The organism is Flavobacterium piscis, from assembly GCF_001686925.1.
Classification (GTDB): domain Bacteria; phylum Bacteroidota; class Bacteroidia; order Flavobacteriales; family Flavobacteriaceae; genus Flavobacterium; species Flavobacterium piscis.
The window spans coordinates 182,583-206,303 of the sequence record NZ_LVEN01000010.1 but is presented as its reverse complement, the minus strand read 5'-3'; the positions used below and the strand labels follow the sequence as shown (position 1 = coordinate 206,303).

General features: G+C 32.8%; 21 protein-coding genes. 17 read left to right on the top strand and 4 right to left on the bottom strand.

Annotated elements, in window-relative coordinates; translation table 11 throughout:
- The first annotated feature begins 61 nt into the window (after positions 1–61).
- A complete protein-coding gene (ileS, locus tag FLP_RS06490) occupies positions 62–3,463 on the top strand; it encodes an isoleucine--tRNA ligase (RefSeq protein ID WP_065448701.1) in 3,402 nt (1,133 codons plus the stop codon).
- A 7-nt stretch (positions 3,464–3,470) separates the two neighbouring features.
- A complete protein-coding gene (locus tag FLP_RS06485) occupies positions 3,471–3,851 on the top strand; it encodes a TraR/DksA family transcriptional regulator (protein WP_007807070.1) in 381 nt (126 codons plus the stop codon).
- 247 nt (positions 3,852–4,098) lie between these two features.
- On the opposite strand, the gene FLP_RS06480 is transcribed toward FLP_RS06485, so the two are convergent.
- On the bottom strand, positions 4,099–4,479 hold the full coding sequence (locus FLP_RS06480; protein WP_065448700.1) for a hypothetical protein: 381 nt from the start codon (positions 4,477–4,479) through the stop codon (positions 4,099–4,101).
- A gap of 34 nt (positions 4,480–4,513) precedes the next feature.
- Positions 4,514–4,870 carry a roadblock/LC7 domain-containing protein gene (locus FLP_RS06475; RefSeq protein ID WP_065448699.1) on the bottom strand — a complete coding sequence of 119 codons (357 nt, stop codon included), beginning with the start codon at positions 4,868–4,870 and terminating at the stop codon, positions 4,514–4,516.
- A gap of 178 nt (positions 4,871–5,048) precedes the next feature.
- On the opposite strand from FLP_RS06475, the gene FLP_RS06470 reads away from it, so the two are divergent.
- The 9 genes from FLP_RS06470 (at position 5,049) to FLP_RS06425 (ending at position 17,142) form a co-directional block, all read left to right on the top strand.
- Positions 5,049–5,264, top strand: a complete 216-nt coding sequence (locus FLP_RS06470) for a hypothetical protein (protein ID WP_065448698.1) — start codon at positions 5,049–5,051, stop codon at positions 5,262–5,264.
- 124 nt (positions 5,265–5,388) lie between these two features.
- Positions 5,389–5,988, top strand: a complete 600-nt coding sequence (locus FLP_RS06465; protein WP_065448697.1) for a lipoprotein signal peptidase — start codon at positions 5,389–5,391, stop codon at positions 5,986–5,988.
- Positions 5,989–6,181: 193 nt separating this feature from the next.
- On the top strand, positions 6,182–9,340 hold the full coding sequence (locus FLP_RS06460) for a UvrD-helicase domain-containing protein (protein ID WP_065448696.1): 3,159 nt from the start codon (positions 6,182–6,184) through the stop codon (positions 9,338–9,340).
- 81 nt (positions 9,341–9,421) lie between these two features.
- Positions 9,422–10,615 carry a glycine C-acetyltransferase gene (gene kbl / locus FLP_RS06455; RefSeq protein WP_065448695.1) on the top strand — a complete coding sequence of 398 codons (1,194 nt, stop codon included), beginning with the start codon at positions 9,422–9,424 and terminating at the stop codon, positions 10,613–10,615.
- A 113-nt stretch (positions 10,616–10,728) separates the two neighbouring features.
- A complete protein-coding gene (locus tag FLP_RS06450) occupies positions 10,729–12,192 on the top strand; it encodes an OmpA family protein (RefSeq protein ID WP_065448694.1) in 1,464 nt (487 codons plus the stop codon).
- A 63-nt stretch (positions 12,193–12,255) separates the two neighbouring features.
- Positions 12,256–15,021: a PD-(D/E)XK nuclease family protein gene (locus FLP_RS06445; RefSeq protein WP_065448693.1), complete on the top strand. Its 2,766-nt coding sequence runs from the start codon at positions 12,256–12,258 to the stop codon at positions 15,019–15,021.
- 293 nt (positions 15,022–15,314) lie between these two features.
- Entirely contained in the window at positions 15,315–15,989 is a 675-nt protein-coding gene (locus FLP_RS06435) for an ATP-binding cassette domain-containing protein (protein WP_065448691.1), read from the top strand.
- 439 nt (positions 15,990–16,428) lie between these two features.
- Positions 16,429–16,749 (top strand): roadblock/LC7 domain-containing protein, encoded by a 321-nt coding sequence (locus FLP_RS06430; protein ID WP_065448690.1) that lies wholly within the window; start codon positions 16,429–16,431, stop codon positions 16,747–16,749.
- A gap of 18 nt (positions 16,750–16,767) precedes the next feature.
- A complete protein-coding gene (locus FLP_RS06425; protein ID WP_065448689.1) occupies positions 16,768–17,142 on the top strand; it encodes a hypothetical protein in 375 nt (124 codons plus the stop codon).
- Positions 17,143–17,219: 77 nt separating this feature from the next.
- Here FLP_RS06425 and FLP_RS06420 read toward each other — a convergent pair whose 3' ends face one another.
- Both FLP_RS06420 and FLP_RS06415 read right to left on the bottom strand, forming a co-directional pair.
- Positions 17,220–17,996 (bottom strand): alpha/beta fold hydrolase, encoded by a 777-nt coding sequence (locus FLP_RS06420; RefSeq protein ID WP_065448688.1) that lies wholly within the window; start codon positions 17,994–17,996, stop codon positions 17,220–17,222.
- A 197-nt stretch (positions 17,997–18,193) separates the two neighbouring features.
- Entirely contained in the window at positions 18,194–19,486 is a 1,293-nt protein-coding gene (locus FLP_RS06415; protein ID WP_065448687.1) for an aminopeptidase P family protein, read from the bottom strand.
- Positions 19,487–19,916: 430 nt separating this feature from the next.
- Here FLP_RS06415 and FLP_RS25420 point away from each other — a divergent pair, with 430 nt between their 5' ends.
- The 6 genes from FLP_RS25420 to FLP_RS06390 all read left to right on the top strand — a co-directional run bounded on the left by FLP_RS25420 (position 19,917) and on the right by FLP_RS06390 (position 23,694).
- Positions 19,917–20,060 (top strand): hypothetical protein, encoded by a 144-nt coding sequence (locus tag FLP_RS25420; protein ID WP_165606652.1) that lies wholly within the window; start codon positions 19,917–19,919, stop codon positions 20,058–20,060.
- 22 nt (positions 20,061–20,082) lie between these two features.
- Positions 20,083–20,532 (top strand): GNAT family N-acetyltransferase, encoded by a 450-nt coding sequence (locus FLP_RS06410; RefSeq protein ID WP_065448800.1) that lies wholly within the window; start codon positions 20,083–20,085, stop codon positions 20,530–20,532.
- 85 nt (positions 20,533–20,617) lie between these two features.
- Complete coding sequence (locus FLP_RS06405) at positions 20,618–21,973, top strand: bactofilin family protein (protein WP_065448686.1); 1,356 nt, start codon at positions 20,618–20,620, stop codon at positions 21,971–21,973.
- 75 nt (positions 21,974–22,048) lie between these two features.
- Positions 22,049–22,483 (top strand): hypothetical protein, encoded by a 435-nt coding sequence (locus FLP_RS06400; RefSeq protein WP_123921650.1) that lies wholly within the window; start codon positions 22,049–22,051, stop codon positions 22,481–22,483.
- 27 nt (positions 22,484–22,510) lie between these two features.
- Positions 22,511–22,948, top strand: coding sequence for a GNAT family N-acetyltransferase (locus FLP_RS06395; protein WP_065448684.1), 438 nt, complete (start codon positions 22,511–22,513; stop codon positions 22,946–22,948).
- The gene (locus tag FLP_RS06390; RefSeq protein WP_065448683.1) at positions 22,948–23,694 is read left to right on the top strand and encodes a LytTR family DNA-binding domain-containing protein; all 747 of its coding nucleotides are present in this window, start codon (positions 22,948–22,950) and stop codon (positions 23,692–23,694) included. The genes FLP_RS06395 and FLP_RS06390 overlap by 1 nt, the downstream gene beginning before the upstream one ends.
- Positions 23,695–23,721 lie beyond the last annotated feature (27 nt).

Here is a 23,721-nt window from a genome sequence, read left to right as displayed (position 1 = left end):
AAATTGATGGTCAATAATCCAAAATTCCTTACTTTCGCACCTCGTTTAAGAAAAGGATAAAATGAGCACAAAATTTACTGAATACAAAGGACTTGACTTACCAACAGTAGCGTCAGAAGTACTTGATTTTTGGAAGAAAGAAAATATATTTGAAAAGAGTGTAACAACTCGCGAAGGTGCTGAGCCTTACGTGTTTTTTGAAGGTCCGCCTTCAGCAAATGGTTTACCGGGAATTCACCACGTGATGGCACGTGCGATTAAAGATATTTTTTGCAGATATAAAACTCAAAAAGGTTTTCAGGTAAAAAGAAAAGCCGGTTGGGATACACACGGTTTACCTGTAGAATTAGGTACTGAGAAAGAACTTGGAATTACAAAAGAAGATATTGGTAAAACAATTTCTATCGAAGAATATAACGAAGCGTGTAAAAAAACCGTAATGCGTTATACCGACGTGTGGAATGATTTGACCGAAAAAATGGGATATTGGGTAGATATGGAAGATCCATATGTGACTTATAAACCAAAATATATGGAGTCTGTTTGGTGGCTTTTGAAACAAATCTATGATAAAGGTTTGTTGTACAAAGGATACACGATTCAGCCTTATTCTCCAAAAGCAGGAACGGGATTGTCTTCTCACGAAGTAAATCAGCCGGGAGCTTACAGAGATGTTACGGATACTACTATTGTTGCGCAGTTTAAAACTTTGCCGGAAACATTGCCTTCGTTTTTACAAGGTTTTGGAGATATTCACATCTTGGCCTGGACGACAACTCCATGGACATTGCCATCGAATACCGCTTTAACAGTTGGTCCAAAAATCGATTACGTTTTAGTAAAAACATTCAATCAATATACTTTTGAACCTGTAAATGTTGTTTTGGCTAAAAATTTAGTTGGAAAACAATTCGGAAAAGGATTTTTTGCAAGTGAAGATGATGCTGACTTTGATAATGTAAAAGAAGGTGACAAAAAACTTCCGTACAAAATTTTAGCAGAAGCAAAAGGAATTGATTTAGTTGAAATTCGTTATGAGCAATTATTACCATACGTATTACCTTATCAAAATGCTGAAAACGCATTTAGAGTAATCGCTGGAGATTTCGTAACAACAGAAGACGGAACCGGAATTGTACATACTGCTCCAACTTTTGGTGCTGATGATGCTAAAGTTGCAAAAGAAGCAAAACCGGAAGTGCCGCCAATGTTGGTTCTTGACGAAACCGGAACTGCAGTGCCTTTGGTCGATTTACAAGGGAAATTCACTTCGCATTTAGGTGAGCTTGCCGGTAAATATGTAAAAAACGAATATTATGACGAAGGGCAAGCGCCAGAGCGTTCTGTTGATGTCGAAATTGCTATTCGATTAAAAGAAGAAAACAAAGCCTTTAAGGTTGAAAAATACGTACATAGTTATCCACACAGCTGGAGAACTGATGAGCCGTTATTATATTATCCACTAGACTCCTGGTTCATTAAAGTAACCGATGTAAAAGATAGAATGTTCGACCTGAACGAAACTATCAATTGGAAGCCTAAGTCTACTGGTGAGGGACGTTTTGGAAATTGGCTTAAAAATGCCAACGACTGGAATTTATCTCGTTCTAGATATTGGGGTATTCCGTTGCCAATTTGGAGAACAGAAGACAAAAAAGAAGAAATTCTTATTGGTTCTGTTGAAGAATTGTACAATGCGATCGAGAAATCTATCGAAGCAGGTTTTCAAAAAGAAAATCCGTTTAAAGATTTTGAAATCGGAAACATGTCTGAATCTAATTATGATTTAATCGATTTGCATAAAAATGTAGTCGATCAAATAACTTTAGTTTCGGCTTCAGGCCAGCCAATGAAACGTGAAAGCGATTTAATTGATGTTTGGTTTGATTCAGGAGCAATGCCTTACGCCCAATGGCATTATCCTTTTGAGAATAAAGACAAAATTGACGAGAATAAAGATTTTCCTGCTGATTTTATTGCCGAAGGTGTCGATCAGACTCGTGGATGGTTTTATACGCTGCACGCAATCGGAACTTTGGTTTTTGATAAAGTAGCTTATAAAAATGTGGTTTCAAATGGTTTGGTTTTAGACAAAAACGGAATTAAAATGTCTAAGAGTAAAGGAAATACTATTGACCCGTTTAAAACCATTGCGGAATATGGTCCTGATGCCACACGTTGGTATATGATTATGAATGCAAATCCTTGGGACAACTTAAAATTTGACCTTGAAGGTATTGGTGAGGTGCGTCGTAAATTCTTCGGAACATTATACAACACCTATTCATTCTTTTCTTTATATGCCAATATCGATGGTTTTAAATACGCCGAAGCAGAAATTCCGTTAAACGAAAGACCTGAAATCGATCAGTGGATTATGTCTGAATTGCATACATTAATTAAATTTGTTGATGAATGTTACCAGGATTATGAGCCTACGAAAGCAGCAAGAGCTATTTCTGACTTTGTTCAGGAAAATTTGAGTAACTGGTATGTTCGTTTATGTCGTCGTCGCTTCTGGAAAGGCGAGTATGCTCAGGATAAAATTGCAGCTTACCAAACGCTTTATACTTGTTTGCTAACGATCAGCAAATTAAGCGCTCCAATCGCTCCATTTTTCATGGATAAATTGTACCGTGATTTAACAAGTTCTACAGGATCTGAGCAATACAGCAGTGTTCACTTGGCTCAGTTTCCAAAATTTGTCGAAAACTTTGTTAATAAAACGTTAGAAAGCAAAATGCAGAAGGCGCAAACCATCTCATCTTTGGTTTTATCGCTTCGTAAAAAGGAAATGATTAAAGTGCGTCAACCATTGCAAAAGGTAATGATTCCGGTACTTGACGAAAATCAAAGAGCTGAAATTTTAGCAATTTCCGAACTTGTAAAAGCAGAAGTAAACGTTAAAGAGATCCTGCTTTTAGAGGATGATTCAGATATTCTGGTGAAACAAATTAAACCTAATTTTAAAGCCTTAGGTCCGCGTTTTGGTAAAGATATGGGTTTGATTTCCAAAGAGATACAATCTTTTTCGGCAGATCAGATCAATCAGTTGGACAAGCAAGGTACGTTAGATATTGTTATTGCTGGAAATAATGTAACTTTATCACTAGAAGACGTCGAAATAACATCGCAGGATATCGAAGGCTGGCTGGTTGCAAATTCAAACGGAATAACAGTTGCGCTTGATATTACAATCTCTGACGAATTGAAAAGCGAAGGTATCGCAAGAGAGCTGGTAAACAGAATTCAAAACATCCGTAAAGATTCCGGATTTGAAGTTACTGATAAAATTAAAGTTCAAATAAAGCGAAACGGTATTTTAGAAGAAGCAATTCTGAAAAATATAGACTATATTAAGTCTGAGACATTAACAGATGAATTGGTTTTTGTGGATAGTTTAGAAAACGGCACAGAAATTGAATTTGATGATATAAAAACAATGATATTAATTTCAAAATAAATATAACATGATAGATGAAATTACAAGATACTCTGACGCTGATTTGGCAGAGTTCAAAGAAATAATTCAAAATAAAATACAAAAAGCACAAGCCGATCTGGATTTAATCAAGAGTGCTTACATGAACGATTTGAATAACGGAACAGATGATACTTCTCCAACTTTTAAAGCATTTGAAGAAGGAAGCGAAACAATGTCTAAAGAAGCAAACTCACAGTTGGCTATCAGACAGGAAAAATTCATCCGTGACCTTAAAAACGCATTATTCCGTGTTGAAAATAAAACATACGGTATTTGCAAAGTAACAGGTAAATTAATTGGCAAAGAAAGGCTTAAAATCGTTCCTCATGCAACAATGAGTATCGAAGCGAAAAACTTGCAACGATAATAAATACTTAATGAAATAAGCGCTCCTTTTAGGGGCGTTTTTTTTGTTTAATGTTTTGCGGCAACGTGTTTAAGGTAAATTTAGATCTTTTGAAAGAATTTGATTATAATTAAAAAAGAAGAACTAAAATTATAAGTCAATTTTTTGTAAGATGAGAGGGAATTCGATTTAGGGCAGTAAAAGAATATTTTTAATTAGAACTATCTGAATTATGGATAGTTCTAATTAAATAAAATAAAACTAAAAATTAAGCTAAGTTTTTCTCTAACTCTAATTTGTGTTTTCTTAAAATAGCTCGTGTCATTCCTAAATTTGCTTTTGTAGAATCTGCTGCAAGATAGATCATAAATTTTTTGTTAGGCGAAATGTCGATAATGTGAATTTGATTCGAAAGTGTAATCAAAATATCTTCAATATCCTGGTTTAAATTTAAAGCTTTTACCGCGCTTAATTTAGCTTTTACAACTTCAAGATTATAGGCAGCTGCAAGTTCAGGATCAAAACCAGGGTCTACAGTTAAGTTTCCAAAGCTTAATCCTGATTCAATTTCGGTTACAGCTACCGCTATAAAGCCGTTTACGTTGGTTTTCATTTCATTTAAAAAAACGTTCAAAAAGTCGTTACTCATAGTTTAGGGTTGTTTTTGGGTGAATAGATCTATGTTATTTTAATAGGGAATTCTTACTTAATTCTGTAGCGACTTCATCAGTGGAACGCATTAATAAACCCAGATTGCTTCCGTCTTTTGAAAATGCAATTATAAAATTTGTGCCGCTTATTTTGTTTCCAATAACAACACCTTCTGATGTTTTTAGAAAAAGCTGTTTTAGTACACCTCTGTCTAAATCAATTAAGAATTTTTCACTCATTGATAAGATAGCAGCACTCATTGCTGCAACGCTATCTGCATAATCAATCTCTAATGATGTGATTAATTTTCCTTTTCCGTTTATTATTAATGCCGCAGAAGATTTTGTGGTAACAAGGAAATCGTTTAGAGTAGATGTTATTTCATTCATATTTGTAGGATTTAGGAAAAATGTTAAAATTAATTTATTTTGATGTGTTTTGGTAATAAATATTGCTTTTAGATCTAAACAAGTGTTAATTTTCACAAACAAATATAAATTAAATTATGTATCATTGTAATACCAAATCATTAATAATTTTATTTATTTAACATAAAAAACTTACATTATGGCTAAAGTATTGAAATTCAAAGATGTAAACTCTGACGTTGAGCACAGAATGAAGGAGTTTGAAAAAATTCGCATTAAATTAAAAGCGGATGTAAAAAAAGCTGAAGCTAAAAAGGCAACTGCAGGAAAGGAAGGTAAAGGGTTGTTGAAGTCTATTTCTGAATTTTTTGCCGATACGCCAAAGACGCCAGCCCAGTCAAATAGTAAAAAATAGACCATAATAATACTGAATAAATTAATCCGAATTGCCTCTGTTTACGGCAGGAAAGAATTAACGCTCCTTTGGGAGCGTTTTTTTTGATTAAATTGTTACTTTTGCCCCATCAAAATTTAATAAAATGTCATTACCAAAAGCGTATTTCCTTATATTCTTAGTTTTAATTGTCGATCAGCTTTCAAAAATATACGTAAAAACAAACTTTGTTTTAGGTGAAGAAGTTGTGGTTTTTGATTGGTTTAGAATTCATTTTATAGAAAATGAAGGAATGGCGTGGGGAACAAAAATACCAGGGCAATACGGAAAGTTGATTTTGACTGTTTTTAGGATTTTTGCCGTATTCGGGATTGCGTACTGGTTGGCGGATTCAATAAAAAAACGTCATTCTAATTATTTGATCGTGGCAATTGCATTAATTTTTGCGGGTGCTGCCGGAAATATAATCGATTCTGTTTTTTACGGAGTTATTTTTGATGATAGTCATGGTAATATCGCAACATTATTCTCTAAAGAACCTTACGGAACTTGGTTTCATGGTTTGGTGGTAGATATGTTTTATTTTCCTCTTTGGAGAGGTACTTTGCCGGCTTGGTTTCCTGTTTGGGGAGGCGAAGAGGTTTCTTTTTTTAATGCTATTTTTAATGTTGCCGATATGGCGATTTCTACAGGAGTTGGGATTTTGCTTTTCTTTAATAAAAGAGCTTTTCCTAAAACAACATAAATTTTTTAAAATTCCAATAACTCAAAATTCCAAATTCCAATAACTTTGTCATAATTCGGCAGACATTGGAATTTGGAATTTTGAGTTATTGAGTTTTAGTATTTACCCCAAGTAAATATTGGAATTTGGAATTTTCAATTATTGGGATTTAAAATTTTAATGTACTATTTTTACAAGTACTAAAGTCAAACTTATGCAAAGTCCGTCCTTTTCACTTTATGATGCCTCTGCGGGTTCAGGAAAGACCTATACTTTGGTAAAAGAATACCTTAAAATTATTCTTTCTTCTACTAAAAATGACGCTTATCGAAATATTCTTGCGATCACTTTTACCAATAAGGCAGTTCATGAAATGAAAAGCCGTATTGTGGGAAGTTTGTCTGAATTTACAAAAGAAGAACCTTCTTCAAAAGCAATGGATTTAATGGAAGATTTGTCTCGCGATACGGGGCTTTCTATTATTAAAATCAAAATAAAATCACAGAATATCATAAAGCATCTTATTCATAATTATGCTGCCTTTGATATTTCTACAATCGATAAGTTTACGCACAAGGTAATTCGTGCTTTTGCACATGACCTTAATCTGCCAATGACTTTTGAGGTAACTTTAGATACTGAAAATTTATTGACAGAAGCTGTTGATGCAATTATTGCGCAAGCCGGACAGGATGAAACCCTGACTAAATTGTTGATTGATTTTACGATGGAAAAAACTGATGATGATAAAAGTTGGGATATATCGCGTGAAATTTTAGATACAGGAAGGTTGGTTCTGAATGAAAATAACAGAAATGAAATTTCTCATTTTCATGATAAATCTATTGAGGAGTTTGTGGTAATAAAAAAGAAAATGCTGGCTCTTTGTAAAGAGCTGGAGTCTGAAAATGAAGTTTTTGCCACAGAAGCACTTGCTTTGATTGATAAAAACGGAATAGATTTGAAATCATTTTCCCGAGGAACTTTTCCAAATCATCTGGAAAGTATTCGTGATGGCAAATTTAATCCACGAAATAAAACGTTTCATGAGTTTGATGATATTGCGATTAATAAAACAGCTAAAGACAAAGCGTTAATCGAAAATATTATTCCGGAGCTGCTTCAGATTCTGGAAAAAATTTATAAGAATTTTGAAAAAAGAGATTTTTATAAAGCATTTCTAAAAAATATAACGCCGCTTTCTCTCTTAAATACAGTTAGTAATGAGTTGGCGAAAATTCAGTCGGAACAAAATGTTTTATCGATTTCTGAATTCAATGCTATAATCCATCGCGAAATTCAGAACCAGCCCGCGCCATTTATTTATGAGCGTATAGGCGAGCGTTACCGTCATTTTTTTATTGATGAATTTCAGGATACATCAGAGATGCAGTGGCAAAATCTGATTCCGCTAATCGATAATTCGCTTTCAGGTTTAGATGATTTAGGAAATAAAGGAACTTTGATGATTGTGGGCGATCCCAAACAGTCTATTTATCGCTGGAGAGGTGGTAAAGCAGAGCAATTTATAGAATTGAGTAAAGGTCTCAATCCTTTTAATAATCCGGAAAAAGTAATAAAGCATTTAGATACAAATTATCGAAGTTACAGCGAAGTAATTGATTTTAATAATGCCTTTTTTAAACTGATTTCGACCGAATTTTCAAATGAAGATTATAAAAACCTGTATGAGAATCATAGTTTTCAAAACTCAAATTCAAAAAAGGGCGGTTATGTCAATATTTCTTTTCTTCCAATAATCGAAAAATCAGATTTTGCAGATGAAGAAGAGGTCGTAGAAAAATCAGATTTATATGTTTTAGCGACATTAAATACCATTCAGAAAGTAGTTCATGAAGGTTTTGAATATAATGATATTGTTATCCTGACTCGAAAAAGAGATCAGGGAATTGCGATTGCCAATTATTTGACAGAACAAAATATTCCGCTTTTGTCTTCAGAAACCCTGATGATTCAAAATGCTACAGAAGTTCGTTTAATTGTTCATTTACTGAAATATCTGCATAACAGTGCTGACCTTGAATCAAAAGCTAATTTTCTGCACTTTTTGGCTTCAAACAAAGAAATTCAAATGCCCATTCATGACTTCATTGCTCAGGGAATGTCTCATAAATTAGAAGTTGATTTTGAAATTTGGCTTCTGAGTTTTGATGTTGCATTATCTTTTGAAAATATTAGAAAAAAGTCACTTTATGAAGCGGTAGAAATTATCATTTCGAAATTTGTGCCTCTTGCGGAAGGAAATGCTTACGTGCAATTTTTTCTGGATATTGTTTTAGAAAGAGATATTAGAAATCAGGCCGGAATTGCAGATTTTCTTGGATATTGGGATAAAAATGCTGGAAGATTTAGTATTCCTTCTCCGGAAGGGATTAATGCTGTTAGAATTATGACCATTCATAAGTCGAAAGGTCTAGAGTTTCCTGTAGTGATTATGCCTTTTGCAGAAGAAGATTATAATCGAAAACCAAAGGATAAATTATGGCTTGATACTGAAGATGTAGATTTAGGGGTTCCAAAAGCTCTAATCGATAATAGTAGTGCTGTTGAAGGTTTTGGTGAAAGCGCTTCGAATGTTTTTAATTTAAAGAAACAAGAAGAATTACTGGATAATATTAATGTTTTATATGTAGCATTAACGCGTGCAGAAGAACAATTGTATGTTATTTCTCAATCGTTAAAAGAAAGGAAAGATGGTGAGTTTCCAAGTAATATGGCTTCTTTTTTTATTAAATACTTAGTTAATAAAAGTGTTTTTGATCCGGATAAATTAGAATATGAATTTGGAAATAAAACCAGGCTTTCAAAATCGACAGAACTAATCGATTTGGTAAAAACGATTCCTGTAGTTTTAGATGTTCTTAATCCAAAGAATATCAAAATAGCCCAACGGGAATCCTTAATGTGGGGAACGCATCAGCAGGAAGCAATAGCTTATGGAAACATAGTTCATGAGATTTTAGCTTTTGTTAAAGATAAGTCAGATGTTGATTTGGCGATTACAAAAGCGATCGAAAATGGTTTGATTACAATTGATCAAGTAGATATGGTTTTAAAATCACTTCGGGAAATTGTAAATCATCCTGAATTGAGTATTTGTTTTGATGGGAATTATGTTATTCTAAATGAGCAAACAATCGTTCAGAAAGAAGGAAGAATATTAAAGCCGGACCGAATTGTTTTAACTCCTAATAAAGAAGCTTATCTTTTAGATTACAAAACGGGGGCTATAAACTCGAAGTATACTCAGCAAATTCAGGAATATCAAGATGCTATTGAAGATTTAGGATACAAAGTGTTAAAAAAGGCTTTGGTATATATAGGAACAGAAATCGATGTAGTAAATTTGTGAAGAAATTAATCAGATGTTAAAGAAATATTTGGATCTTAACAGGTTTAAGTTGTTAATTTTTAACGTTTTAAATAAATAAAAATGTACGGTAAAATAAAAGAACATTTGCAAAGTGAGTTGCAGACTATTGAAGAAAACGGAATTTTTAAAAAGGAAAGAATAATAACTTCTGCTCAGGACGCAGAAATTACTATTTCGACAGGAGAGAAAGTATTGAATTTTTGTGCCAACAATTATTTGGGTCTTTCATCGCATCCTGAAGTGGTGCAGGCTGCAAAAGATGCCATGGATACTCATGGTTTCGGAATGTCGTCAGTACGTTTTATTTGCGGAACTCAGGATATTCATAAAACATTAGAAAAAAAGATTGCTGATTTTTATGGTACAGAAGATACGATTCTTTACGCAGCGGCCTTTGATGCAAACGGAGGTGTTTTTGAACCTTTATTAGGAGAAAACGATGCAATTATTTCAGATAGTTTAAATCATGCTTCTATTATTGATGGGGTTCGTTTGTGTAAAGCAGCACGTTACCGATATGAAAATAGTAATATGGAAGATCTTGAGCAGCAATTAATAAAAGCAAATGAAGCTGGCGCTCGTTTTAAATTAATTGTTACAGATGGAGTTTTCTCTATGGACGGTCTTGTGGCGCCTTTGGATAAAATTTGCGATTTGGCAGATAAGTACGATGCAATGGTGATGGTGGATGAATGTCACGCAGCTGGATTTATTGGGGCAACTGGTAAAGGTACGCTTGAAGCAAAAGGGGTTATGGGGAGAGTTGATATAATAACAGGAACTCTTGGTAAAGCCCTTGGTGGAGCAATGGGAGGTTATACAACTGCTAAAAAAGAAATAATCGAATTATTACGTCAGCGTTCACGCCCTTATTTGTTTTCAAATTCATTAGCGCCTGCTATTGTTGGGGCTTCTATTAAAGTTTTTGAATTACTAGAAAAAGATACTTCTTTGCGTGATAAATTAGAATGGAATACCAATTATTTTAAAGACGGAATGAAAAAAGCAGGATTTGATATCATTGACGGAGACTCTGCAATAGTTCCAGTGATGTTATATGATGCAAAATTATCACAAACAATGGCCAATGAACTTTTAAAACAAGGTATTTATGTAATAGGATTCTTCTTTCCTGTTGTGCCAAAAGAAAAAGCCAGAATCAGGGTTCAATTGTCTGCTGCGCACACCAAAGACCACTTAGATAGAGCTATAGCTGCCTTTATAGTTGTCGGAAAAATGTTAAAAGTTATATAATTTCCACATAGTGAATTTTTTGTAGGTTTTTTTTAACATTTCATTTTGTATTTAAAAAATTTGGTGTTACTTTTGCTTGTAATTAACTAAATTGTAATTAAAAAAAATTAAGTATGAAACATCTTAACAAACTTTTAGTTGCTGTGATGATGGTGATGGGTTTAAGTTCTCACGCACAAGACAGTAACAATCCATGGGCTATCTCTTTTGGAGTTAATGCCGTTGACACTAGAACCAGTTCTGGTGCAGGAAGTGGTTTCTTTGATCAACACTTTTCTCAGCCATTCGCTGTAAAAGACAACTGGAATATTCTTCCTTCTCTATCTTACATTGGTGTGTCTAGATATGTAGGTAGTGGTTTCTCTGTTGGTTTACAAGGATCTGTGAACAAAATTGATAAATTCGTTGTTCTTGATTATGGTAATCCAAATGCAGATGGAAGAGGAAACGTTGTAACTAATCCTGGTGATTTAATGTACTACGGAATTGATGCTACTATTAAATATAGCTTCCAGGAATTAATTAAATCTAAAGTAGTTGATCCTTCGTTATCTGTTGGTGGAGGTTATACTTTCTTTGGAGATAGCAGCTACGGAACTGTTAATCCAGGTGCTGGAGTAACTTTCTGGTTTACAGATGCTATTGGTCTTGAGCTTGCTACAAGATACAAATGGGCAGTTAGTGGAGATAGAGTTGATGCTTCTGGAACTCCAGATGCTCCATCTCATTTCCAACACACTGCTGGTCTAGTTTTCAAATTCGGAGGTAAAGATACTGACGGAGACGGAATCTATGATAAAGATGATGCTTGTCCAGATGTTGCTGGTTTAAAACAATTCAATGGTTGTCCTGATACTGACGGAGACGGAATCGTTGACGCTAGTGATGCTTGTCCAACTGAATTTGGTTTAGCTGCATTAAACGGATGTCCTGATAGAGACGGAGACGGAGTTGCTGATAAAGATGATGCTTGTCCAGATGTTGCTGGTTTAGCTGCGTTAAAAGGTTGTCCTGATACTGACGGAGACGGAATTGCTGATAAAGATGACAAATGTCCTACAGTTGCTGGTCCTAAAGAAAATGGTGGTTGTCCTTTCTTAGACGCTGATAAAGATGGTGTTTTAGACAAAGATGATGATTGTCCTACAGTTGCAGGTCCTGCTTCTAACAGAGGTTGTCCTGAAGTAACTACTGAAGCTTTAGAAGATCTTAAAGTTCAAGCAAGAGCTATCTACTTTAACTCTGGAAAAGCTACTTTCAAAACTGGTGACAAAGAAACTCCAGCTAGATTAGATGCTATTAAAGAAATCCTTAAAAACTATCCAAACGCGAAATTCAGTATTGAAGGTCACACAGATAGCGATGGTTCTGACAAATTGAACCAAAAACTTTCTGAAGAAAGAGCTACTGCTGTTATGAACGCTTTGATCGAAAGAGGAGTAAACGTTGATAACTTAGTTTCTAAAGGTTTTGGAGAGTCTCAACCAGTTGCAACTAACAAAACTGCTGCAGGTAAAGCACAAAACAGAAGAACAGAAATTAGACACATTGGTTCTAAATACCAAGGTAAAATCTAATTTACTTTCTAAATAAATACTAAAAGCCATTCTTAATTGAATGGCTTTTTTTATTTTTATACAATGATAAATACATCTTTTCTCGGAAAAATAGCAAGCGTTATAATTCAGGATTATTCGGATAAGCTTACTGCAACTACTATTGTTTTGCCAAACAAAAGAGCTAAGGTTTTTTTGATTGAAGCTTTAAAAAATGAAACGAAAAACACTATTCTTTCTCCGGAGATTATTAGTATCGAAGACTTTGTGCAGGATGTAGCCTCAATACGGTCTATAGATTCAATTGAGCTTTTGTTTGAGTTTTATGAAGTTTATCTTTCTGTTACAGAAAAACAAAATCAGCAATCATTTGAGTTATTTGCTAATTGGGCTAAAACGCTTTTGCAGGATTTTAATGAAATTGATCGCTACTTATTGGATCCGGTTCATGTTTTGTCCTATTTGAAAGATATAGAAGATATCAAAAAATGGGGAATTGAGGTCGAAAACAAAACCAAACTTTTAGAAAACTATATTGATTTTTGGAAACTTCTTCCTTTATACTATGATTCATTGTACAATCATTTATTAAGTAAATCAATTGGATACCAAGGTCTGATTTATAGAGAAGCAGTAAATAATCTGAATCACTTTTCGAATACTATTACAGGCAGAAATTTTATTTTCGCAGGTTTTAATGCTTTAAATGCGGCCGAAGAAAAAATTGTACAGCATTTATTGGCATTGGATCAGGCAAAAATTTATTGGGATGTAGATCAAACCTTTCTTAATGATCCTTATCATGATGCGGGACTTTTTGTTCGTCGTTTTAAAGAAAACTGGAAACATTACAAAACAAATATTTTTGAATGGATTGTAGATGATTTTTCGCAGTCTAAAAATATTCAGGTAATAGGAACTCCTAAAACAATTGGTCAGGCCAAGTTAGCAGGAAGTATTGTCGAAAATATAATTAATGAAAATCCTTCCACATCTTTGGATAAAGTTGCCATTGTGCTGGGTGAAGAAAATTTATTAATGCCTGTTTTGTATTCATTGCCTTCTTCTGTTGGAAGTCTGAATATTACAATGGGATATTCCGGGAAAAACAATCCGTCTCAAATATTGATTGCAAAATTATTTAAAATGCATACCAATGCACTTTCCAGAAAGGGCGAGAGTTATGTGTTTTATTATAAAGATGTACTTGATATTTTAACCCATCCTTTAGTTGAACCTTATGCAAATTCAGGTAATTTGGTTCGAATCATCAAAGAAAACAATTATACGTTTATTACTCATAACCGAATTATTGAACTTAATTCCTATCCGTCGCAATTGTTTCAATTGTTGTTTCAGAAATGGGAAAACGGATCGATTGCAGTTCTTGAAAATGTATCGGCACTTTTGCTTTTAATCAAAGAGAATTTTAGTAATGATAATGAAGAAGAAAAGATTGCCAAAGCATTTGTTTTTGCTGTTTTTAAAGTCATTAACAAATTGATTAATTATTATTCGCAACATCATCATATTGATAATATTGATACTTTGCACGCTATTTATAAGCAAATTATTGATGTGGCTGAAGTTTCGTTTGAAGGTGAACCTTTGCATGGGTTACAAATTATGGGAGTTTTAGAAAGCCGTGTTCTTGATTTTGATACCGTGATCGTAACCTCTATGAATGAGGGAAAATTTCCTGCCGGAAAATCTCAGAATTCATTTATTCCGTATGATGTAAAAAGAGAATTGGGGTTACCGACTTTCAAAGAAAAAGATGCCATTTATACATATCACTTTTATCATTTATTGCAAAGAGCTAAAAATATTTATCTGATTTATAATACCGAAAATGACGGTTTAGATGCGGGAGAACGAAGTCGTTTTATAACACAATTGGAGGTAGAGAAGCAATCTAAACACAATCTGACATTTGACATTTATAACCCTGTTTTACCCACATCAGCGTATCAGCCTATGGTAGTTCCAAAATCTGATGCGGTTATGGAGCGTTTGAAGGAAATTGCAGCTGCTGGTTTTTCTCCATCAGCATTGACGAGTTATATTCGAAATCCTATTGAGTTTTATTTTCAAAAAATACTCCGTATTCGCGAAGTAGAAGAGGTTGAAGAAAATATCGCGTTAAATACACTGGGAACAATAATTCATGAAACTTTAAAAGCATTGTATGATCCTTTTATTGGTAAGTTTATTTCGGCTACTGATCTTGAGAATTGTTTCAAATTATTAGACGATGAAGTTTTACGACAATTTAAAGTAGTTTATAAAGAAGGTGAAATTAAAAAAGGACGTAACCTGCTGGCTTTTGAAGTGGCAAAGCGAAATGTTTCTAACTTCTTGAAAATGGAGTTGGAAGCGATCAAAAACGGAGATGCGGTTAAAATTATAGCCTTGGAACAAACGTACGGACGTGAATTAAATCATCCAAATTTGCCCTTTCCGGTTTTAATAAAGGGAAATGTTGACAGAATTGAATTGCGTAACGGAAAAATAAGAATTATCGATTATAAGACCGGCAAAGTAGAAAAAAACAATGTGATACTTAAATCCTGGAACGGATTAACAAAAGAGCTTAAAAACGATAAAATCATTCAGGTTTTGGCTTATGCTTTTATGTTCGAGAACGAAGCTGCAGGTTTGCCAATTGAAGTTGGGATTATCTCGTTTAAAAATTTAAAATCAGGATTTCTTCCTTTTGGATTTAAAGAAGAAAAAGAATTGGATATGGTGGTTTCAAAAGAGATTTTGAAGAATTATTTAGAAGAAGTTGTGCTCTTGCTCACCGAAATTTTTAATATTGATATCCCGTTTGAGGAAAAAATAATTTAAGGTATCAGAAAGCTAAACAACATTTTTGAGTTTTTTAAAACGACATTAGTTATTAATTTAACTGTTTGTGCTATTGCTGTTTTATTGGGCGGTTTTGATTATTTTTTTATCACGTTCCTGAGTTTCGGATTTTTGATGAGTGTTGGTTTTAAAGAGTTGTATAGAAAAAATGATTATTTGTTTTATTTGAATAACGGAATTTCAAAACTCTGGCTTTTAGTTTTTAGTTACCTGATGACTTTTGCAGCTACAATTTTAATCGGTCTGATTGTCTTTTTAATAAAGAAAATATTTTGAAAAAGCATATTTTAGAAGTTGACGGAATTCAGAAGAAATATGGTGAAAGGATAATTCTTTCTGATGTTTACTTAAAATGTGAAACCTCGCAAATTATTGGTTTATTAGGAAGAAATGGTTCTGGAAAATCGACTTTATTGAAGATTATTTTTGGAGTTATAGCAGCTCCAAACAAATGCATTCGTATTGATTCTGTTTCAAAAAACAACGAAAATAACCTTTCAGATGAGATTAGTTATTTGTCGCAGGAGCAATTTATTCCCAATCATTTATCGGTAAATAAGGCAATCCTATTATCTGTCGATAAACAAAAAATAAAATTTTTCTGCGAAGATGAATTTATTCAGACTATTTTGAATAAAAGAATAAGCCATTTGTCCGGTGGAGAATTACGATATCTGGAAATTAAAATAGTATTATTCAATCCTTCAAAGTTTGTTTTACTCGATGAACCTTATAACGGATTGTCGCCAATAATGGCAGATTTAGTAAGCGAAATGATAACAGCAAATTCGCTTGAAAAGGGTATTGTTGTTACCGATCATAATTATAAAAATGTAATCAAAATTTCATCTCAAATTATTTTGATTAAGGAAGGTAAAATACATTATGTCAGCAATAATGCAGAACTTGTAGAAAAAGGTTACCTGGTAGATTTGGGATCTTTGTAAGTGCTTTTTAACTGAATATTTTTTTGAAAAAGCCTTTCTTCTCGCTCTCTTTCGAATTTAAATTGTTTAAACTTCCGTTCTCAAAACGAAATCTTCTAAACTTCATCAGTTTTACATTTAGGTCAAAGCGTAATTCGTCAACTGTTTTCATTTGATTATAATTTTTTTGCAAAGCTATGAAAAACTAACTGTAAACGGAATTTGTTATAAATGTTAAAATAATATTTAAGGTATTTGAAACAGAACTTTATTTTTTTAAACAGATCTTCTTTTTTTGTTAACGTTTTTTAAAAATTTTATTCTAAAAATAAAGAAACATTATCGTATAAATAAAAGTGTTTCAAACGGTTAGGTGTGTCTTTTTTTTAACAAGTGTTTATCGGGCAATTCTGTTTATTAAAATATCTTTGAGCTTCTTAAAAATGAAATAAATAAGAATATGATTGATTTAAATACACTTATAGAAGAAACTGGAGCTGAGTCGGGATTAACTTTTAACATTGATGGCATTTTGCTTGAATCAGTTAATTTAGAGTATGACGGAAATGTAGCAGCAATGATTGGAATGATATTAAAGATGTGTTTAGAAATGTCTGAAGACGTAAATAATGGTGATCTTAAGCAAGTCATGATTAAGAACAAAGATGGTATTGTGGTGGCTAATAAAGACGAGCAGGATAACTGTGTTGCGCTGCTTTCTAAAGATATAAGTAAAATGGGTCTTTTGCTGCGCAAGATGGATACCGTTTTCAATAATTAATTTAAATACAATTAAAACATGTCAGATTTTTTACAGAATTTTCAAAATGATTTAAAAGAGAATATTAACGGATTCATTGCAGTTTCAGTAACAGAAGTTGAAACAGGAATGTCTTACTGTTCACTTTCTTTAAATCCAAATTTTGACCCGGAATTAGCATCTGCTTATAATTTAGAAGTTGTAAAAGCAAAATTAAGCGCAATTAAAGCTTTAGGATTAGATCAAAAAATCAACGATATCTTAATAACACTTACAGATCAAATACATATTATAGATGTGTCTGAAGATGGTAAATATTTTATTTATTTAGCAGTAGATTCAACTAAAGCAAATCTTGGATTAACAAGAGCAACTTTGGCTAAATTTAAAAAAGACATTATAACAAAATTATAATTTTTGCCCCCAAGAAAGAGAAAAAGGCTGTTCAGAATTTTTGAACAGCCTTTTTTGATTTTATAAACGGACTATAATTATTCGAAAAAATCCAATAAAGTAGTTTTCAATTCCTCTTTATTTTCAATTTGGCTCATATGTCCATCTTCAAAAGAAACTAGTTTTACGTTTGTATTTTCGATTTGAGAAATGTTTTCTTCATAATTCAAAACCGGATCTTTTTTACCTAAAATCAATAAAACCGGAAATAAATTTTCTTTTAAAAGTGATTCTCTGTCTTTTCTAATTTTCATTCCTTCCAGCGAAGCTACAATTCCTTGCAGGGGAGTTTTTAGCGCCTGAACTTTTGTTTTTTCTATTTCATCAGCTAATCTTGTACGGTTGTTTTCGCTAAACAAATTACTAATCGCGAGACTTACAAAGTTCACGTAATTTTGTTTTACCGCTTTTATAGCGCGGCTTCGGTTTAGTTTTTTCTCCGCACTATCTTCCTTGGAAGTAGAATTTAATAAAACCAGTTTATGAATGTTCTTCGGGAATAATTCGGCGAAAGCCAAACCAACATAACCTCCCATAGAATGGCCTAAAATTGTCGCTTTTTCTATTTTTAAATGTTGTAAAACTTCCTGAACAGCATTTGCATTATCCTCCATAGAATGTACATACCCCAAAGAATCGGAATCGCCATGACCTAACAAATCGATTGTGATAACGCGATATTTTTCAGAGAAAAGAGTCACGTATTCCTTCCACATTTTTTTGTTTTCTAAAAAGCCGTGAAGCAATACAATTGCAGTTCCCTGACCTGAATCAGTATAAGAAATCTTGGTATTTTTATATAAAAGAGTTTTCAAAATAGTGTTTTAATTATAATTGCAAAGATAAGAAAAGCTAAAATCTTAGAAAGAATATAACTTCAATAGAGTCAAAAAAATAGTTATTCGGTTCAATTTTAAATAAATTTATATCATTTAATATGGTAAAATAAAAAAAGACGGTCAACATTGCTGCAACCGTCTTTATTCTATAATCTATATTCTTTTCTCTTTCTTTAAGAATTCATCAAACTTTCGATTTCATCAACTTCGATCGGGATGTTGCGCATTAAGTTAAAAGGTTCACCTTTTTCCTGAACGACAATGTTATCTTCTAAACGAATCCCGAAACCTTCTGCCGGAATATAAATTCCTGGTTCAACCGTAAAAACCATATTGGCTTTCATAGGTTCGTGAAGTAATCCGTAATCGTGCGTGTCAAGTCCCATGTGGTGAGAAGTTCCGTGCATGAAATATTTTTTGTACGCTGGCCATTCCGGATTTTCGTTCTGAACATCGGCTTTGTCTAATAAGCCCAAACCTAATAATTCAGATGTCATGATTTTACCTACTTCAATATGATATTGTTTCCAAAGCGTTCCAGGAGTCAGCATTTTTGTAGCTTCATTTTTCACATTCAAAACAGCATTGTAAACCGCTTTTTGTCTTTCAGAATATTTTCCTGAAACCGGAATTGTTCTTGTCATATCGCTGGAATAATTAGCATATTCAGCCGCAACATCCAATAAAATCAAATCTCCGGCTTTACATTGCTGATTGTTTTCGATATAATGTAGAACGTTTGCATTATTTCCCGAAGCAATAATTGGCGTATAAGCAAAACCTTTAGAACGGTTACGAACAAATTCGTGAATCAATTCGGCTTCAATTTCATATTCCGTAACATTTGGTTTTACAAATGGCAATAATCTACGAAAACCTTTCTCAGTAATATCACACGCTTTTTGGATCAAATCGATTTCTTCGCTTTCTTTTATAGAACGAATACGTTGCAAAATTGGATTGCTTTTAGCAACGTTATGAGCCGGATAACGTTCTTTCCACCATTTTATAAAACGAGCTTCGCGGGTTTCAGTTTCAACAGAGGCGCGATAATGTTCGTTAGTATTAATGTACATCGTATCAGCATACGTCATCATTTCGTTCAAAACTTTATGAAAATCCTGCAACCAATAAACAGTTCTAATTCCAGAAACCTGAAATGCGCGTTCTTTACTTAATTTTTCACCTTCCCAAACCGCGATATGATCGTTGGTTTCTTTCAGGAAAAGAATCTCTTTTTGGTTCTCGTAAGGCGCATCCGGAAACAAAAGCAAAATACTTTCTTCCTGATCTACCCCGCTTAGATAAAAAATATCTCTGTGCTGCGCAAACGGCAAAGTACTATCAGCACTAACCGGATAAATGTCATTTGAGTTAAAAACGGCAACACTGTTAGGTTTCATTTCTGCCGTGAATTTTTTGCGATTTTTTACAAAAAGAGCGCTGTTTATTTGATGATATTTCATAATAATGTGAGTTTTGAACTTCGGATTTCAAAAATAGTGATTTTTACAGAAGTGGCGTATAGTTGATTTATTAAAGTTTTCTTATTTGTTTTGGTTGCCACGAAGGCGCTAAGACACAAAGTTTTGTCGTTGCGAGGAACGAAGCAATCTCGTTAGGAATTGACACAAAGGTTTAGAAATCTTAGCAACTTAGCTTCTCAGAACCTTAGAATCTTAATAAGGGCGTGTTTTGCCGCGGCGAACCGGACTCTCGGCTATATTCCCGATTAACAAAAACTATGGCTAAAAAGCCTTGTTTTTCTAAATCGGGAGGTACCGCCTCTATCCCTCACGCAACTCCAATATTAATAAGATATTTATGTTTGTGTAAGAAATGAGTTTTAAATTGTTTGAATTTGTATATTTTTATGGATAAAAAGTAATATCTAAAATGCTTCTTGATGGTATTCCTCAATTTATAGATGAATTAGAAAAGCACAATAAGAATTATAAGTCTTCAAATTCTTCTGTTGGAATTAAAAATGATGAAAATAGAAAAAGCTTTTTAGATAAATTTAATGATTTTTTTAAATAAAATTTTGAAGCAAAATATAATAATGACCATACAAAAGGCAATCCCAAGCGATCACGAAATCTTAACCCAAATAACCAAAAAGTCAAAAGCCTACTGGGGATATTCTAATGAACAAATAGAAGATTGGTCTCCGTTTCTAACGATTACAGAAGAATACATCGGGACGAATTCAGTTTTTAATTTAATGTTAGATAATCAGATAATTGGCTATTATTCATTCTTTCACGAAAGTGAAAATAGTATAAAGCTCGATAATTTGTTTGTTTTGCCTGATTTTATTGGCAAAGGATTTGGGAAATTATTAATGAATGATTTTCTTGTTCGTTTACAAGACTTAAGTGTGCAAAAAGTAGTGCTGAATTCAGAACCAAATGCCGAGAGTTTTTACATTAAATTCGGGTTTGTAAAGATCGGTCAAATAGAAACTTCTATCAAAGATCGACATTTGCCCATAATGGAATTGAAAATGTAATTATTGCGTTGTTATATTAAGAAATCTTTAAAATGGTTTTAATCTGTGGCATAAAAAGCTACACAGTTTCTAATAAAAAAATAAAATGCAGCATTCAAACTTTAAACTAATAACAATAAAAGAAATCAAATTTCAATTCCCATTTTTAATCGATCATGAAGGATTTGATTATTTTGAAGAATGGGACGATCAGGATTTCTTTCTTATTGCAAACGAAGATGTGACTTTTGAAGGTAATTTCTATTTAGATCTTTATGAAGACAAAGAGAAAAAATGGCTTGCATATATCTTAAACTTTACTTTAAAGGAAATTGAAAAAATAAGAATTGAAGGAATTTTAATAAACGGAAATTTATCAACAACCGGAACAATAATAAATGCCGAAGGCGATTACGGGCCTTATGTTTTTGTAAAAGGCAATGTCGATTGCCAGAGTTTATTATTAGGCGGTTCGTATGTCGAAATAATGGGCAATGTAAAAGCTCAGGAAGTTGTCATGACGTCGTATAATCACGGAAATTTTAAATGCTCAGGCATAATTGAAGCTCCCGTTTTTATAGTCGAAGATCACTATACGACTTTTACAGATCGAAAAAATGATTTGTTTTATTACAACGATAAAACAGATGATTTTGAGGCTAAAAACAGTTGTGAATATGATGATGAAAGTGAAGAAGATATTATCTCGATAGAATTACGTAAACATCTTGAAAATCCTTTAATAGAAACTTTCGAAGAGTTAAAACGCGAATTAGAAAACGGAGAATTGGTTTTAAAACAAAATAATCCGCCTGCGAAAACTTATGAGTATTGGCAAAATCGGGTATCAGCTAATTATCGCGATTTAAAGTTAGTTCCTTCTCAATACAAAACTCAGGAATTGTGTGAACTTGCATTAAATATTACATTTCATGCATTACAATATGTTAGTCAGGAATTTATTACTCGTGAACTTTGCGAAAAATTAGTAACTAAAGATGGATTTGCTATTCAGAAAATACCGAATGAATTTATAACAAAAGAACTTTGCCTAAAAGCGGCAAAAAGCGGAACGCTCATTTCGCTTATTCCAATAGAATTTTATTCTGAAGAATTGATTTTAACGACATTCAAAAATGGAAAACACGAACCCAATATAAATGATATTCCTTCTGAATTTATTACCGATAGTTTGCTAGAAGAGTATGTAAAAATAGGTAAGGGATTATGGCTCGATAAGGTTTGTAAAGAAAATGGAAAAGATAAATTATCAATTTTAAAACGAATTGTTGATGCTGGAATAGAGAATTTAGATGCTATTTTTGGAAATCATTTTAGTAAAGAAATTGTTGATTATGCGGCAGCAATTTATAATAATGAAAATCATAAACAAGGATGGAATAATTACGTTCAGAAATACAAGGTTAAATTTGAGCGTCTTGAGTTAAATGAGTATTTGTAAAGATATCTGAAAGAGCAATTGGTGGCTATTTTTGCAGGAAAAGTACATCATGAGAATGTAAAAGTAACAAAACCGTTGACTTTTGCAGCACCAATCGAAGAATCAGCACTAAAAAGAATATTTAATCCGATGAGTGTGGGAAGGTATTTAAAAAAGAATGCAAATCTAAAAAATTCAGTCTTGAGAATTTTCGAAATCGATAATTTTACTAAAAAAGACAAAGTGAAAAATCTTGAAACCAGTGAGAGAAAACGACTTTCATTGTGTGCAGTTTTTTCAAAAACAAAATATGTTTCTTTTGATCTTAGGGGAGAAGGAGCGGCATATTTTAATAAAACATATCAATTTGCCAAGAACGAAATTAAAAACGATAGCGCAGCTATTTTAATTGACTGGTCTGATGACTTGAAAAATGATTGTTCAAAATTTATAGCAATTGAATGGTTAGCAGATCTTAAAGAGTTAAGAAAAATTGGTAATGGAAGCGCAAATTTATCTCGAATGTATTAAAAAAACAGCATTGCGATTTATAAGGTTATGAAATCAAAAATAAAAATCAAAAAAGTTGAAAACAGAGATTTGGATTTTGTCTACAAAGCAATCTGTGAACTCGAAAATGAAGAATTAGATTTCGAAGTATTCAAAGAAATCTTCAATGAGAATATTTCGAATCCAAAGAATTTGTATCTAATAGCCGAAAACGAAACTGAAGGAGTAGGTTTTATTAGTTTTCATACACAAAATCTTCTGCATCATTGCGGTTTGGTGGGTGAAATCCAGGAATTTTTTATCAACGAAAATTATCGTGGTAAAGGAATTGGAAGACAATTAATAAACAGGATCTTGCAGTATGCAGATCTGAATAATTTGAAAAGTATTGAAGTTACAACAAATAAAAGAAGAGTAGAAAACGTGCTGATATACGAAAATCTTGGTTTTGGCCTGACGCATAATAAGTTTACGATTTATAAATAATGAAAGAATTAAATCCATCAATAAAACATCATCTTGTAGTAGGACTTCTTATTGCGTTATGGATTTTTGCTTTCGCATTCATCATAAAACCTTTTGACGACGGAACTTTAAATTTCCGATTCTGGGTTTTCATCAGTTTTGGTTTTAGTGTTTTGGCTTTTTTATGTTATAGCGTTTTGGCCGTTCTTCAAAAAAGCATTTACAAGAAAATCTCAAAATGGAATCTCAGTTTAGAAATTGGAAGTATTATTTTCTTCTTTCTAATTTACCTATTTGGAATTTATGTCTTTTACAAAAGTCCCGTTTTAAAGGGCGGATACACTTTTGTCGAATTCTTCTCGATTATTTTCATTAAAATTGCCTTGATTTTAACTCCTGTAATTATTCTGGCAAGAAGATATTTGATCAAACTCATTCCGGTAAAGGATGATGTTGTAACATTCACAGGAGAAAATAAACTAGATATTTTAAAAATCAAAAAAGCCGATTTGGTTTGTATTTCTAACGCTCAAAATTATGTGGAGATTTTTTATATCGAAAACGAAAAACTACATTCAAAACTGATTCGTTCTTCCCTAAAAAAAATTCTGGAAGATTTTACTTTTTTAATCCAAATTCATCGTTCTCATTTAATAAATCCACTTCATTTTAAATCCTGGAGAAATTCAAATACCGTTATTCTGACTCAAATCGAACTTCCGGTTTCTAAGAATTATAAAGAAAGTGTAATGGCTATTTTGTTTTAATTTGTATTTTCGTTGCAATAAATGAAT